Source organism: Neobacillus sedimentimangrovi (assembly GCF_010614825.1).
GTDB classification, from domain to species: domain Bacteria; phylum Bacillota; class Bacilli; order Bacillales; family Cytobacillaceae; genus Neobacillus; species Neobacillus thermocopriae.
Genome location: NZ_JAAFZF010000004.1, coordinates 87,790 through 102,568 on the forward strand (window position 1 = coordinate 87,790; position 14,779 = coordinate 102,568).

Annotated in this window: 16 protein-coding genes, 1 pseudogene and 1 other annotated feature; all 17 genes and pseudogenes read right to left on the reverse strand. The window is 36.6% G+C overall.

Annotated elements, in window-relative coordinates:
• Positions 1-129: 129 nt before the first annotated feature.
• The gene (locus GZA11_RS03300) at positions 130-1,434 is read right to left on the reverse strand and encodes a solute carrier family 23 protein (protein ID WP_163182867.1); all 1,305 of its coding nucleotides are present in this window, start codon (positions 1,432-1,434) and stop codon (positions 130-132) included.
• Between the two features lie 166 nt (positions 1,435-1,600).
• Complete coding sequence (gene pyrR / locus GZA11_RS03305) at positions 1,601-2,143, reverse strand: bifunctional pyr operon transcriptional regulator/uracil phosphoribosyltransferase PyrR (RefSeq protein ID WP_163182869.1); 543 nt, start codon at positions 2,141-2,143, stop codon at positions 1,601-1,603.
• A gap of 183 nt (positions 2,144-2,326) precedes the next feature.
• A complete protein-coding gene (locus tag GZA11_RS03310) occupies positions 2,327-3,238 on the reverse strand; it encodes an RluA family pseudouridine synthase (protein WP_163182871.1) in 912 nt (303 codons plus the stop codon).
• A complete protein-coding gene (gene lspA / locus GZA11_RS03315) occupies positions 3,210-3,701 on the reverse strand; it encodes a signal peptidase II (RefSeq protein WP_163182873.1) in 492 nt (163 codons plus the stop codon). The genes GZA11_RS03310 and lspA overlap by 29 nt, the downstream gene beginning before the upstream one ends.
• Positions 3,702-3,781: 80 nt before the next feature.
• Positions 3,782-4,072 carry a hypothetical protein gene (locus GZA11_RS03320; protein ID WP_038540946.1) on the reverse strand — a complete coding sequence of 97 codons (291 nt, stop codon included), beginning with the start codon at positions 4,070-4,072 and terminating at the stop codon, positions 3,782-3,784.
• A 140-nt stretch (positions 4,073-4,212) separates the two neighbouring features.
• Positions 4,213-6,984 carry an isoleucine--tRNA ligase gene (gene ileS / locus GZA11_RS03325; protein WP_163182875.1) on the reverse strand — a complete coding sequence of 924 codons (2,772 nt, stop codon included), beginning with the start codon at positions 6,982-6,984 and terminating at the stop codon, positions 4,213-4,215.
• Between the two features lie 72 nt (positions 6,985-7,056).
• Positions 7,057-7,289, reverse strand: a binding site (T-box leader).
• 48 nt (positions 7,290-7,337) lie between these two features.
• Positions 7,338-7,853: a DivIVA domain-containing protein gene (locus GZA11_RS03330; RefSeq protein WP_038540940.1), complete on the reverse strand. Its 516-nt coding sequence runs from the start codon at positions 7,851-7,853 to the stop codon at positions 7,338-7,340.
• 83 nt (positions 7,854-7,936) lie between these two features.
• Entirely contained in the window at positions 7,937-8,710 is a 774-nt protein-coding gene (locus GZA11_RS03335) for a YlmH family RNA-binding protein (RefSeq protein WP_163182877.1), read from the reverse strand.
• Positions 8,711-8,735: 25 nt separating this feature from the next.
• Positions 8,736-8,999, reverse strand: coding sequence for a YggT family protein (locus tag GZA11_RS03340; protein ID WP_038540934.1), 264 nt, complete (start codon positions 8,997-8,999; stop codon positions 8,736-8,738).
• Between the two features lie 5 nt (positions 9,000-9,004).
• Entirely contained in the window at positions 9,005-9,454 is a 450-nt protein-coding gene (locus tag GZA11_RS03345) for a cell division protein SepF (protein WP_038540930.1), read from the reverse strand.
• A gap of 11 nt (positions 9,455-9,465) precedes the next feature.
• Positions 9,466-10,143, reverse strand: coding sequence for a YggS family pyridoxal phosphate-dependent enzyme (locus GZA11_RS03350; protein ID WP_038540927.1), 678 nt, complete (start codon positions 10,141-10,143; stop codon positions 9,466-9,468).
• Positions 10,144-10,151: 8 nt separating this feature from the next.
• Entirely contained in the window at positions 10,152-10,970 is an 819-nt protein-coding gene (gene pgeF / locus GZA11_RS03355) for a peptidoglycan editing factor PgeF (RefSeq protein WP_163182879.1), read from the reverse strand.
• Positions 10,971-11,051: 81 nt separating this feature from the next.
• Positions 11,052-11,312, reverse strand: a complete 261-nt coding sequence (locus GZA11_RS03360) for a YlmC/YmxH family sporulation protein (protein ID WP_038540921.1) — start codon at positions 11,310-11,312, stop codon at positions 11,052-11,054.
• 222 nt (positions 11,313-11,534) lie between these two features.
• Positions 11,535-12,314, reverse strand: a complete 780-nt coding sequence (gene sigG, locus GZA11_RS03365; protein WP_163182882.1) for an RNA polymerase sporulation sigma factor SigG — start codon at positions 12,312-12,314, stop codon at positions 11,535-11,537.
• Between the two features lie 164 nt (positions 12,315-12,478).
• On the reverse strand, positions 12,479-13,198 hold the full coding sequence (gene sigE, locus GZA11_RS03370; RefSeq protein ID WP_038540911.1) for an RNA polymerase sporulation sigma factor SigE: 720 nt from the start codon (positions 13,196-13,198) through the stop codon (positions 12,479-12,481).
• A gap of 45 nt (positions 13,199-13,243) precedes the next feature.
• Positions 13,244-14,182, reverse strand: coding sequence for a sigma-E processing peptidase SpoIIGA (gene spoIIGA, locus GZA11_RS03375; RefSeq protein ID WP_038540909.1), 939 nt, complete (start codon positions 14,180-14,182; stop codon positions 13,244-13,246).
• A 440-nt stretch (positions 14,183-14,622) separates the two neighbouring features.
• A pseudogene (locus GZA11_RS16590) lies at positions 14,623-14,779 on the reverse strand (group II intron reverse transcriptase/maturase); the annotation flags it as partial.

Sequence of the window (14,779 nt, forward strand, 5' to 3'; positions counted from 1 at the left end):
CCCTGATCCAAAAAGATCAGGGTGTAACAAATCTTACCTATCTCCGTTTTTGGCTTCATTCGAAGCCAATCCGATTTATACACCCTTGTAAGCCTCTCTGGACTTCATTTAAAAGGTATTTAATATGGATTATGCTGTTTTTCGATTTTCTTCAGTTTCAAACAAATTTTCATTTACTTTCTGTCTGCCTGGAAGGATTAGATTTAATAAAACCCCGAAAATTGCAGACAGTGCCATTCCATGAATTTCAATATCTTTAATAGGAAGTTTTAAAATCGCTCCACCAACTCCAAGGATTAGAATCACAGATGAGATGACCAGATTTCGTTTATCTGCAAAATCTATTTTGCTATCTACCAACATCCTTAATCCAGAGGAGGCAATGATTCCAAATAATAGTATGGACACGCCACCCATAACCGGTGTAGGTATAGTATTAATTAATGCTGTAATTTTCCCAACAAATCCAAAGATTATTGCTAAAACTGCAGCACCAGCAAGAACATGGACACTGTACACACGGGTGATTGCCAATACACCAATATTTTCACCGTATGTTGTCTTCGGAGGACCTCCAATAAGGGCAGAAATCATTGTTGCAGTTCCATCCCCAAGAATCGAACGATGAAGTCCTGGCTCTTTAATATAGTCCCGTCCTACCACCTTGCTTAGAACAAGCTGGTGCCCGATATGCTCGGATAGCGTTACCACCGCGACCGGAACCATTAACCAAAAAATATTCCATGTGAATTTTACTTCATAGCTGACAAATGGAATGATAAATTTCGGCATTTCAAACCATTGGGCTTCTAGGACAGGTTTAAAATCAATGATCCCGATGAATAAGGCGTAAACATACCCGACTACTATACCAGCGAGAATTGGAATAATACTAAGAATTTTTTTAGCATAAATCGAGAAAAGGATCGTAGCGGCTAGTGTAACCAATGCAACTGAAAAGTGAAGCGTACTATATTGTCCATCTGGATTATTCATAGCCATTCCAACCGCGGTTGGAGCAATTGCTAAGCCAATTACGATGATGACTGGTCCAACAACCACGGGAGGAAGTAAATTCATTATCCAGCGATGTCCTACTTTACTAATAACTAATGCAACAGTCCCGTAGACAAGTCCTGCCAAAAATGTTCCAACCATTGCTGCACCAGGCCCACCAGCCGTTTTTGCAGCAATAACTGGAGCAATAAAGGCAAATGAAGATCCTAGATACGCTGGAACTTGCCATTTGCAAATGAGTAAAAAGGCTAATGTTCCAAGTCCACTTGAAATTAAAGCAATTGCCGGATCCAATCCAACGAGATATGGTACAAGGATTGTAGCTCCAAACATCGCAAAAAGATGTTGTATACTTAAAGTAAGCCATTGTGAAAATTTAGGTGTTTCATTAACAGCTAGGATAGGTTTGGTATTCATTGCTCTCTCTCCTGGTAGAAATGTATTTGTATTATTTTCATTTTCTAAATAAAAAACCCTCTTTTGTCCATGATGGTACAAAGAGGGTATGGAAATCCGATAAAATTGCAATCGGCTCAATTCCCCTTTGTCAGCCTCACTGGACTGCATTTAAAAGGGCTGGTATTTATTTTTCATAAATGCTAACTTGATCAACTTGGTCAACTTCCACTAATTCGACCACAATTTTTTCGGAACTTGAAGTCGGAATATTTTTTCCAACGTAATCTGCTCTGATTGGAAGTTCGCGATGTCCTCTGTCAACTAATACTGCCAACTGAATAGCGGATGGACGACCTAAATCCATTAAAGCATCTAGTCCTGCTCTTACTGTTCTTCCGGTATATAATACATCGTCAACAAGAATAACTTTCTTATTACTTATGTTAAATGAAATATCCGATCCTTTAACAAGAGGTTCTTGATTATCCGTTTTCTTTGTTAAATCGTCTCGGTAAAGTGTTATATCTAATTCCCCTACAGGAATGGGGGTTCCTTCAATTTGTTCAATCTTGGCAGCTAACCGTTTGGCAATATGAATGCCTCTTGTACGGATACCCACCAATACGCAATCCTCAATTCCTTTATTTTTCTCAATAATTTGATGAGCGATTCTTGTCAATGCCCTGTTAATTGCCTGCTCATCAAGAACAAGTGCTTTTTGGTTCATCCTCTTCACCTGCTTCTAAGTAATAAAAAACCTCTCACCGATATTGGCGAGAGGGTAACAGTTCATAGTAACAAAATTGCAAATAAACATACATTACAATATTGACCGTTCCTTCTCAGCCTCACGGGACTGAATTAAAGGCTTATTTAGCTATTGTTAGCATACAGTAATTTATTCACCATGTCAATGATTATTTCGTAGTTGAATAATCAGCTGCTCAAAATATTCTGGAAGAGGTGCCTCAAATTCCAGATATTCACCAGTTCTCGGATGTGTAAATCCCAGAACACCCGCATGTAATGCCTGGCCGTTTAGATCTAAAGTTTTTTTCGGACCGTATTTTGGATCCCCCACAAGCGGATAGCCAATGTATTTCATATGGACACGAATTTGATGAGTCCTGCCTGTTTCTAATTGACACTCAACAAATGTAAAGTTCTTGAAACGTTCCAGCACTTGAAAATGGGTTACCGCATGTTTTCCATTATCCACTACGGCCATACTTTGTCGATCCTTTGGATCTCTTCCGAGAGGAGCATCAATCGTTCCAAAATCATGGGGAATTACACCATGAACAATGGCTATATATTTTCTTGTTACCGATTTTTCCACTAATTGATTAACAAGACTTTCATGTGCTAAATCATTTTTTGCTACCATCAAAAGACCAGATGTATCCTTATCTATCCGGTGCACGATGCCTGGTCGAAGTACCCCATTAATGCCGGATAAATCCTTGCAATGAGCCATTAATCCATTCACAAGCGTTCCTGTCATGTGACCAGGGGCAGGGTGAACTACCATACCCTTTGGCTTATTCACAACAAGGACATCTTTATCCTCATAATATATATCTAAATCCATTTCTTCCGGAACCACTTCAAGTTCTACTGGTTCAGGAATTTGAATCTCAATTTGATCTCCCAGATTGCACTTATAATTTGTCTTTACCTCTTGACCATTCACAAGAATTTGTCCATTTTTAATCCATTGTTGAACTTGAGTTCTGGACCATTCATTATTTAACCCGGAGATAACTTTATCTATTCGATCTCCTTTTTGCGCCTCAAGAATGGTGTGTTCCATTTTCTCCATATGTTTTCTCCTTCGATTGTCTTTCTTCACGTATCATTTGAATCATTAATAAGCCAACTCCTATTACTAATGCAGAATCGGCAATATTAAATACCGGGAAATTATAGCTAAAAATATACGAATGTATAAAATCCACGACTTCTTTACGAAAAACACGATCAATAAAATTACCTATTGCTCCCCCAAGCATGAAAGCTAATGAAATACCCAACAGCATTTTACCCTTCGCTGCTTTATGAAGATAATAAATAAGACCAATTATGACAATTACTGTTATCACATAAAAGAACCACATTTGACCTTGGAGGATACCCCACGCAGCACCACGATTCCGATGAGATGTTATGTATAAAAAATCATCGATGACTGGTATACTTTCACCAATATACATATTTTTAACAATAAGCCATTTTGTAATTTGATCTAAAATGATAATGAAAAGCGCGGTTAAGTAATAAAACACTAAAAAATACCCCCACATAAGTCATTATTTACTCCTAGCATTTTAGCATACTTAACCGCTATGCGACAACGAACAATTATTTAAGATAGTGGTATCGACTTTTTCCAAAAATACTCCAAGAAATCTGAATCTCTTTTCGACCTTAGTGTAGGAATCATTGTTAATAATTTTTCGGGTAGTAATTCTCCAGAAATTTCACATTGACCAAAATTTCCTTCTTTAAGCTTTCTCAATGCTACTTCTATATCCCGTAACTCATCCTTTAATATATCAGTCAACCAGTCCTTTTCGTTTTTGTTTGCCAACGATTGTTCAATTTCTTCTTTGTTTTGACGGAGTTCAAGAAACAGCTTTTCCTGCATGGCATTCATAGTGTTACTCCCTCCGCTTGAGATATTGATCTTATTATTCCCCTAGCCCTGTATGTGACTCTGGACAACATTTAACATCAATCTCAACTATTGCCATGCAAAAAATATCATAGCCCTGTACATAGGTACAGGGCTTGAAATTAGGCTAAATGACTATAATTTTCTTTTACCACACGGGCACAGCGAGGACAAAGTGTTGGATGATCCTTATCATGGCCAACATCTGGAGTAACTACCCAGCATCGTTCGCAAGTTTCCCCTTCGGCTTTCGTAACTACAATCGCAGCTGTATCTAATTTAGACGCATTTTCAGGTGCTTCATCATAAGAACCTGCTACTTCAAAGCCTGAAACGATAAAGAGTTGTTGTAAATTCTCATTAATGGAATCTAAAAGTGCTTTCGTTTTTTCATTCACATATAGTGTTACCTTTGCAGTTAAAGATTTTCCAATTAATTTCGCATTTCTAGCTTCTTCTAGTGCTTTTAACACATCATCCCGAAGTTTCATAAATGCTGTCCATTTTTCTTCTAACTGCTGAGCACCTTCAAGCTCTTGGTATTCAGGAAAATCGGTTAATTGAACACTTTCTTCTTCCACATGAGGAATATAACTCCATACCTCATCAGCTGTATGAGGAAGAATAGGTGAAACTAATTTGGTTAATGCAAGTAATGATTCATATAAAACTGTTTGAATTGCACGGCGTTCCGGATGGTCAACAGCTTCAATATATAGGACATCTTTTGCAAAATCTAAGTAGAAAGCACTTAAATCCAAAGTACAGAAATTATTTACTGCATGATAAATGCCGGCAAACTCATATTTTTCATAAGCATTACGTACAGTTTTAATAAGTTTGTTCAGTTTAACAAGCATGAATTGATCGACTTCACGTAAATTTTCGTAAGAGACCTTATCTTTAGTTGGATCAAAGTCTGCCAAGTTACCTAATAAGAAACGGAAGGTATTACGGATTTTCCGATACACTTCAGCCACTTGTTTAAGAATGGCATCAGAAACACGAACATCTGCTTGATAATCAACTGATGCAACCCATAGGCGTAAAATATCTGCTCCTAATTGATTCATAACCTTTGCAGGGACGACGACATTTCCTAAAGATTTACTCATTTTTCGACCCTCGCCATCGAGAACAAAACCATGACTTAAAACACCTTTATATGGTGCCTTACCTGTCACCGCTACAGCTGTTGAAAGCGAAGAGTTAAACCAGCCGCGGTATTGGTCAGAACCTTCCAAGTAAAGATCGGCAGGTCGGACGAGATCGCTTCTTTCATGCAAAACAGCCTGATGAGAGGAACCAGAGTCAAACCATACGTCCATAATATCTGTTTCTTTTGTAAATATGCCATTCGGACTTCCAGGATGGGTAAAGCCTTCCGGTAATAGGTCCTTAGCTTCCCGTTCAAACCATACATTTGAACCATATTGACGGAATAGGTCAGAAACATGGTTAATTGTTTCATCAGTAATAATTGCTTCTCCATTTTCCGCATAAAATACAGGAATCGGAACTCCCCAAACACGCTGGCGAGAAATACACCAATCCCCGCGATCGCGAACCATGTTAAACAGGCGAATTTCTCCCCATGCAGGTACAAATTTTGTTTCCTTAATAGCATCTAACAGTTCATTTCTGAAGTCTTTAATCGATGCAAACCATTGAGCAGTTGCTCTAAAAATAACCGGTTTTTTTGTTCTCCAGTCATGTGGATAGGAGTGAGTAATAAAGGATAGCTTAAGCAGAGCACCTGCTTCTTCCAACGCCTGTGTGATAGGTTTATTTGCTTCATCATAGAATAACCCTTCAAACCCTGGTGCTTCACTTGTCATATATCCTTTATCATCCACTGGATTCAAGACATCTAATCCATATTTTTGACCTACAAGGAAGTCATCTTCCCCATGACCAGGAGCTGTATGAACACATCCAGTACCGGCATCAGTCGTTACATGTTCCCCAAGCATTACAAGAGAGTCGCGGTCATATAAAGGATGGGCCGCAACCACATACTCTAAATCAGTACCTTTAAGTTTCTTAACAATAGTTGTTTCTTCCCAGCCGATTTCTTTTTTCACTGCTTCTAGTAAAGCTTCGGCTACAACATATTTTTGATTATTTACTGAAACAACCACATAAGTAAGGTCTGGATGTACAGAAATACCAAGGTTTGCCGGAATGGTCCAAGGTGTTGTTGTCCAGATTACAATTTGAGTATCTTGATCTAGTACATTTTTCCCGTCTTTTACCTTAAAACCAACATAAATAGATGGTGAGCGTTTATCTTTATATTCAATTTCAGCTTCCGCAAGTGCAGATTCACTAGATGGAGACCAATAAACAGGCTTAAGTCCTTTGTAAATATAACCTTTCTTCGCCATTTCTCCGAAGACCTTAATCTGTTGCGCCTCATACTCTGACTTAAGTGTAATATAAGGATTTTGCCAATCTCCACGAACACCAAGACGCTTAAATTGGGTTCTTTGGTTATCAATTTGTTCAAGAGCATATTCCGCACAAAGCTTACGAAATTCAGCAACAGACATTTCCTTACGTTTGACTCCCTTGTTGGTTAGAGCTTGTTCAATTGGAAGTCCGTGGGTATCCCAGCCGGGTACATAAGGTGCATGATAGCCACTCATGGATTTATAGCGGACAATAAAATCCTTTAAAATTTTATTTAAGGCATGCCCAATATGGATATCTCCATTGGCATATGGTGGTCCATCATGAAGGACGAAAATAGGACGCTGTTTTGTACGCTCCTGTACTTTTTGATAAATATTCATTTCATCCCATTTTGCCTGGATTTCTGGTTCTCTTTTTGGAAGATTGCCGCGCATCGGAAAATCTGTTTGCGGCATCAATAGTGTGTCTTTGTATTCCATTTTCTTCTTTTCCTCCATTATTTTTATTGAACAGAATGACTTTAAATCAAATAAAAAACCTTCTCATCCCAATATAGGGACGAGAAGGTTTTTCCCGCGGTACCACCCTGATAGATGGAACTTCATTCCATCCTCTTTATCATTCGTAACGTGAATTACACGCATCAGTCTACTTTTCTTTAGAAGTTCGACCTCAGAACTCAAGGGTGATTTTCCAATTTTCGAGCTTTACCAGGCTTCCACCATCCCTGGCTCGCTGCTTAAAACTCCTTTGAAAATTGTACTGTCCCTTTCATCGTCAATTCCGCTCTATATAACTTGTTATGAAATTATATGCTACTAGACACAATTCGTCAAGCTAGTGAATCTTCTTCTTTCTGCAATATTAAATCACTTGCATCTACTTCATATTCTAATAAGTGATCCCAATCATCCGTATTTAACATATCGAGCTGAGCTTCAATTAACATTTTAAAACGAGTGCGAAAAATCTTTGATTGTTTCTTTAAATCTTCAATTTCCAAAGCAATTTTTCTGGCTTTTGATAAAGATTCATTCACAATTCGATCTGCATTTTTTTCCGCTTCTTTAATGATTAATTTTGCTTCTTTCTGTGCATTACGCTTTACTTCTTCACCAGCTTCTTGTGCAATTACGATTGATTTGTTTAATGTCTCTTCGATATTTGAAAAGTGATTTAAACGTTCTTGCATTTCTTGTAAACGTTCTTCTAATTCTTTTTTTTCACGAAGTACTAATTCATAGTCCTTGATTACCTGATCAAGGAATTCATTTACTTCATCCTCATCATATCCTCTAAAACCTTTATTAAATTCTTTATTATGAATATCTAACGGCGTTAACGGCATAAAGCCACCTCCATACAAACTGTACTGCAATATGTATTAGGTATAATTCGACAAGTTCATCGAATTTCCTGCAAAAAATTCAATCATTTTTGTTTCGCTACTGTTATTCGCCACTTTTCTTTTTTTGTTTTTCCGTCAATTCTAATCAATTTGACTCTACCAAATCCTCGAACAGAAATCATATCACCTATTTCACAAAGAAAAGAAGTGTTTTCTGTCAAAGTCCAATTTACCTTAACAAAATTATGTTGAATTAAATCCTGTGCTTTTTGACGAGATATATGATAAACACCTGAAATAACAGTATCCAAACGTAAAGAAGATACTGTTAAATCATTTTCCTCCCATTTCTCATTTGACGCAATCACGTTTTCAAATGGCTGCTCGGATAATTTTACGCCAGTGCGTCCAATTGTTTCGATATTACTACTAACATAGAAGCTCACTTCTTTAGCTGTAAAAAATTGAATTTGTTCATCATTAATCAAGATATCGCCAAATTTCCCACGTTTCAATCCTAATGACATAAGTGTACCTAACACTTGTGGGTGTTCAATTTTAACAAATTTCTTAGGATAATGAATTTCAAATAAACTGATTTGAAATTCATCCTCACTTGGTGTGAAATATTCTGGATATAATAAAGCTCTCTTTCTCTCCGCTTGATCGTATCCGCCAAAAAAATGATATTTTACTTCACCATGTTCACCAATAATTAATTTTAAAATATGTTGCTCCCTAGGATCCAAAAAATCGGTTAATTTTGGCGCATAATTAAATTCAACAAAACTTTTCCATTGTAATACTAAGTCTATGAACTCTCGCTCTTCTGGGCGGAAATGTTGATAAATATTCATAAAGATGTTCCTATCTAATCAATTTTTATGAAAGCCAAACGGCCAAACTACCAAGCCCTCTGCTAGCGAAATTGAGCACAAGAAAAGCTACAATTGGTGAAATATCAATCATTCCGATTGGAGGTATAAATCTTCTAAATGGTTCTAAATATGGTTCGCAAATCCTTGCCAAAAACTGTCCAACCGTCGATTCTCTAGCATTTGGAAACCAGGACATTAAAATATAAATAATTAATGCCCATGAATAAATATATAATATTTGCTGTAAGATACCAATAACAAAGCCCATATCTACTACCACCTCGTGTTTAATTGTTCCCGCTCAGGAAACATGTCCGAGATATTGCCAGAAATCTCAACATTATCCGGGGTGCATAAAAAAGTACTTGTCCCTATTTTTGAAATTTCACCATTAAGTGCATAAACAACCCCGCCTAAAAAATCAACGATTTGCCTGCCTGATTCACTATCAATCCTCTGTAAATTTACTACAACAGCTCGGCGATTTTTTATATGATCAGCAATTTCAGTAGCCTCTGAAGTGGAATGTGGTTCTACTAACACAACTTTAGAAGGCTTATTGGTATTTGAAACCTTTTGCACAGTTTGCAAATTAACTACATTTTGAGGCTTTACAGGTGTTTTTTTTGGTTTTACTAATTCTACAGGCTCTTTTACAGCTTCATTATCTTCAAATTCATCTTCTAACATGAAAAACGTTTTTATTTTAGATTTGATCGTCATTTTTTTCTCTCCTAACCATCTTCACCAACAAGTGCTGTTCCTATTCTTACCATCGTGGCTCCTTCCTCGATGGCAATCATGAAATCATTGGACATTCCCATCGATAGTTCTGTACATGGAGCGAAATCCAACTGACAAGCTTGAACTTGATTGCGAAGTTCTCTTAATTCTTTAAAACATTTTCGAAGAACCTTCTCATCATCCGTAAACGGAGCCATAGTCATCAATCCCTCAACAATAATGTTTTCAAACGGACGAAGAGATTGAATGAAATCCACTACATTTTTAGGAGCTAATCCATGTTTGGACTCCTCTTTTGAAACATTCACTTGTACGAAACATTTTATTTTATGATTGGCTCTTTTGTTAATTTCTTCAGCCAATGAAAGGCGATCAAGTGAATGAATATAATCCACTTTATCAATAATATTTTTCACCTTTCGTGTTTGAAGTGTTCCGATAAAATGCCAGCAAGGCTTGTCTTTTAAAATATTCCACTTTTCTAGAAGACCAGTGTCCCTATTTTCCCCAAGATGTTCTATTCCGGCTTCTATTGCTTCTATTGCCCTTTCTGTACTGACATATTTCGTAACTGCTATAACTGTAATATCATGCGGATCTCTTCCAACTTTCCGGCATGCCTCATTTATTTGCTTTTTTATGTGTTCATACTTTGTTGCAACTTTCATAACAGAATCTAATACTCCTTCCAGCCAATATAACTTAACATTCTTCCAGTCTTCCCCTGATCCCGACGATGAGAAAAAAACACATCGTCATGACAGCTGGTACAAAAATTAGTTACACTTATATTTTTATCAGGTACACCAGCCTTTAGAAGTATCAGTCGGTTTAACATACGTAAATCCAATGAATATTGATTCTCATTAATTAAATTATATGGTTTTACGTCGACATCTTCTAGTATATTTTCAACTAACTTTATGACAAGATTATCCACAATATAACATTTTTCGCAGATTGATGGTCCTATTCCTACAGAAATCTGATCTGGTCGTATTCCCTCTTCTACCCACAAGTCAATCATTTTTCTCCCAATTTGGGAAACCGTTCCTTTCCAGCCAGCATGTGCCACTCCAATCATGTTATTTTCTGGAGCGATAAAATAGAGAGGAACACAGTCAGCATAGCAAAGCGTTAAAAGAATACCCGTTTCATTTGTATAAAACCCATCAGTTCCTTTAAAGGAAGTTTCATATGCACTGGCTCCTCTACCACGATCATGTTTAGATATTTTTCTAATCACTGTATCGTGTGTTTGCTCAGCTCCTACCCAATGATTTAATGGGAATTGCAGAAGTGTTGAAACTCTTTCGCGATTTGTACATACTGCTTCCTTATCATCTCCAACATGAAAGCCCATATTTAAAGATGCCAACTCCGCTTTACTAACACCTCCTAATTTGGTAGTCATCCCGGCAATCAGTCCAGGGAATTGGCTCATCCAGCTTTCAATAGAAAAATAGGATTGATTTTTCTTTACAAAAGGTTCCATTACTCTACCTCTTATTTTTTTCTTTAGTTTACCATGAAAAAATAAAATGTTCATCGGAAGAATTGAATTTAGAACATTTTATCACTCTTCAATATGTTGATCTTCCACGCCTTTGTATCTTACTAAAATAACATCCTGACCAATTTTGATGATGTTTTTCCATGGAATGATAATCTCTTCATCTTTCCCAAAAAAGCCAAGAACTTTACTGGTTCCTGAAATGACGATTGCTTCAATTTTTCCAGTTGTTAAATTAATTTCAATATCCCCAATGTTACCTAACCTTTTTCCATCAAATACATTAACGACATCTTTAATTTGAAACTCAGAGATTGTGACCACCGATACCACTCCCTGTAACATGTTCTATAAAAAATATATGTATGTATCCAACTAAATAGTATAAGGGGATAAATCCATTAGAAAAGAGCAAGCGCTGGATAGCGATGCATAATGGTTTGCTGCCATAGGCGTTTGGATGGCTTATCGTATAAAGATTGAAGGATAGTGTATCTACCTAAGTTACATTCTTAAATAAAAATAAGCTGTCCAATTGGACAGCTGTTAACTTTGTATATTTTTATTCATTTGTCTAATTGCTGCTTTTTCGAGTCGGGAAACTTGTGCTTGGGAGATACCAATTTCATCGGCAACCTCCATTTGGGTTTTCCCCTGGAAAAACCGTTTCCTTAAAATTAATTTTTCGCGTTCATTTAATCTTCGCATCCCCTCTTTTAAAGCGATTTCTTCGATCCAATGTACATCTTTATTTTTTTCATCGCTCAATTGATCCATTACATAAATAGGATCTCCGCCATCATTATATATAGGCTCAAATAGGGATACAGGATCTTGTATGGCATCCAGCGCAAACACAATTTCTTCATGAGGTACTTCCAAAACTTTGGCAATTTCCTCAGCTGTAGGTTCACGTGAAGTTTCACTCATCAATTTTTCCCTTACTTGTAATGCTTTATAGGCAATGTCTCTTAGGGAGCGGGATACACGAATAGGATTATTATCACGTAAATACCTTCTAATTTCTCCTATAATCATAGGCACCGCATAAGTTGAAAACTTTACATTCTGACTTAAATCAAAATTATCAATCGATTTCATCAGTCCAATACAGCCAACCTGAAACAAGTCATCAACAAACTCGCCCCTGTTATTAAATCGTTGAATGACACTCAATACAAGACGCAAATTTCCATTTACCAACTTTTCCCTTGCATTAAGGTCTCCTTCTTGCATTTGCTTAAAAAGTACTCTCATTTCTTCGTTCTTAAGAACAGGAAGTTTTGATGTGTCTACACCGCATATTTCAACTTTATTTCGAGTCAATTCTTTTCCCTCCTCGAGAGAGCTGCTGTACAAAAAACAGTATCTCCTTGGGAAGGAAAAATATGCACCTATCCTTTTTTCAGAGATAGGTGCATATTATCTGAAATGCGATGATAACAATAAAATCAATAGTTTTTTTATGGAAAAAATTTTCTTTTTTTCTTTTAAACCATTTTATTAAACTCTTTTCTTAATCTTTTGATAATTCGTTTTTCTAACCTAGAAATATAGGACTGTGATATCCCTAGCATATCAGCAACATCCTTTTGCGTTTTTTCCTCACCGTTTGATAGACCGAAACGAAGCTCCATAATTTGTTTCTCTCGATCCGAAAGCTGATGGAGTGCTTTTGTTAATAGCTTTCGATCTACATTGGCTTCTAAATCCTTTGTAATAATATCATCTTCAGTCCCTAACACATCTGACAGCAAAAGTTCATTTCCATCCCAATCAATGTTAAGCGGCTCATCAAATGAGACTTCTGATCTAATTTTATTATTTCGCCTTAAGTACATAAGTATCTCATTTTCAATACATCTAGATGCATATGTAGCCAATTTGATCTTTTTTTCGGGATTAAAGGTATTAACAGCCTTAATTAAACCAATAGTGCCAATGCTGATTAAATCCTCAATATTGATTCCTGTATTCTCAAACTTGCGTGCAATATAAACTACAAGCCGCAAGTTTCTTTCAATTAATATTGATCTTGCCGCTTTATCACCTGCAGGAAGTTTTTGTAGGAGTATTTCTTCTTCTTCTTTGCTTAAAGGAGGTGGCAGGGCTTCGCTTCCACCAATATAAAATACTTCATCGGTTTTAAGACCTAACTTCATTAATAGTTTATACCAATAGTAGGATAAGCGAAGTTTCCATTTTTTCATTTGTATTCCTCCTTCTAAAATTTTGCTTTTTTGAGTATAGTATTATTAGCTTACCTTCACTGATTCTCCTTGCAACCTTTGTCCTGTCAACATCTTCGGATGAACAATACACTCATATGTATCATCAGCAGAGAGCTGCTGCATAGTGAAGGATATTAGCCCTTTTTCACACAGATACCCAATTCCATCATGTTTAATGATGATACGATCTGGTTTTATCGCGATAATCAATTGATGGTTATGACCAACAACTTTATAAGGAATAACTCTCATCCTGGATTCCCATTCAACTGGAAATTCGATATTTCCATTAATGAGAGGTTCAGGAGAAGATGCCAATTTTTGTATTGGTTCAGAAACAGCATCTATTTGATTTTTTATAGAAACAATCATAACTGGAAGCTTAGAAATTGGGTCATATAGCTGGTTTCCACTATCAATTAACCCCTTAAATGTAAGAAGTTCATTTTCAATTTCAATGTTTACTTCTACTAACTGGTCATACTTAATCTTTGTCATTTCCATACTTTCTATATTTTTCCTGGAAAAATGCCATGCGATTGGAAACCCGATAAGTACGAACCCCCAACTAATTGGATCACCAAATCCTTTTACACTTGCCATAAGTACTTTAGTCGTTAAAACAGAGTCATATTGAATAAAATAGTGAATACCGATTAATGCCCCACCAATGATGAAAGTCGAGACATAAAAGGTCATTAAAGCTTTTATAAAAAATGAAACTCGCTTGAATCCAAATACTGTTAATATCATCAATACGGAAAATAATAGCTTTGAAATCGGATGCCCAGAATAAACTTGAAATGAAGTAAATGATAATAAAATAATCAGCGAACCAATAAATCCCCCTATTAGAATGCGCCAAATCCGAATATCCCTTTTTAGAAATATACCGGTTAAGTAGAGAAGTAGACTATCAAATAAAAAATTTAGAGCCCAAATTACATCCAAATAAACCGTCAACTAGTTTCCCCCTTTATAATAAGGCTCCTCATGCTTCTACTTTCTGTTACGGAAAAGTATACCTTAGTTGATCGGCTGAAGTGTGTCACTTTCTGTAATCAAAAAAACAGAAATTTTCTCTATTTACAATAGAATTTGTCAAAAATTTTCCAATCTAATAATGCGTTAGTATAATGGCCTCCCCCCGTATCACATCCTCCCAACTTTTGGTCCAACATATCTAATCTACCGTAACTCCTTTGTCATGCGCTCCAACTGAGAAATAGGAACTATGCATTGAAGGAAAAGGTGTGAAATTGGCTCCTTGTCAGGGGGGGCTTGATCTATACCCTTCTTTAAATAAAAATATACTTTCTATTCTTATAAATCGAGTAGGAGGGGGTGATTAACCCCCGTCCTCTCACACCACCGTACGTACGGTTCCGTATACGGCGGTTCAATCAAGATAAATGACGCAAGAATTCATAACGTTTCTGTAGACTTTTAAGCCCTTGGTTACTCCAATAGGAGTTTCCAAGGGTTCTGTGTAATATGGGACTTTTTGAGATTCGCCAATAACCTTTACGACTGTTCCCCCATTCATAAGCTTTCCATTCA

Bases quoted from the DNA above. Each gene is read 5' to 3' on its own strand.
- pgeF (WP_163182879.1), bottom strand. From the start codon at position 10,970: ATGGAACCTTTTGTAAAGAAAAATCAATCCTATTTTTCTATTGAAAGC.
- pyrR (WP_163182869.1), bottom strand. From the start codon at position 2,143: ATGAACCAAAAAGCACTTGTTCTTGATGAGCAGGCAATTAACAGGGCA.
- ileS (WP_163182875.1), bottom strand. From the start codon at position 6,984: ATGGAATACAAAGACACACTATTGATGCCGCAAACAGATTTTCCGATG.
- GZA11_RS03335 (WP_163182877.1), bottom strand. From the start codon at position 8,710: ATGAATATTTATCAACATTTCCGCCCAGAAGAGCGAGAGTTCATAGAC.
- GZA11_RS03310 (WP_163182871.1), bottom strand. From the start codon at position 3,238: ATGGAGAAAATGGAACACACCATTCTTGAGGCGCAAAAAGGAGATCGA.
- GZA11_RS03300 (WP_163182867.1), bottom strand. From the start codon at position 1,434: ATGAATACCAAACCTATCCTAGCTGTTAATGAAACACCTAAATTTTCA.
- GZA11_RS03330 (WP_038540940.1), bottom strand. From the start codon at position 7,853: ATGCCGTTAACGCCGTTAGATATTCATAATAAAGAATTTAATAAAGGT.
- GZA11_RS03340 (WP_038540934.1), bottom strand. From the start codon at position 8,999: ATGGGCTTTGTTATTGGTATCTTACAGCAAATATTATATATTTATTCA.
- GZA11_RS03350 (WP_038540927.1), bottom strand. From the start codon at position 10,143: ATGAAAGTTGCAACAAAGTATGAACACATAAAAAAGCAAATAAATGAG.
- GZA11_RS03345 (WP_038540930.1), bottom strand. From the start codon at position 9,454: ATGACGATCAAATCTAAAATAAAAACGTTTTTCATGTTAGAAGATGAA.
- sigE (WP_038540911.1), bottom strand. From the start codon at position 13,198: ATGAAAAAATGGAAACTTCGCTTATCCTACTATTGGTATAAACTATTA.
- GZA11_RS03320 (WP_038540946.1), bottom strand. From the start codon at position 4,072: ATGAATGCCATGCAGGAAAAGCTGTTTCTTGAACTCCGTCAAAACAAA.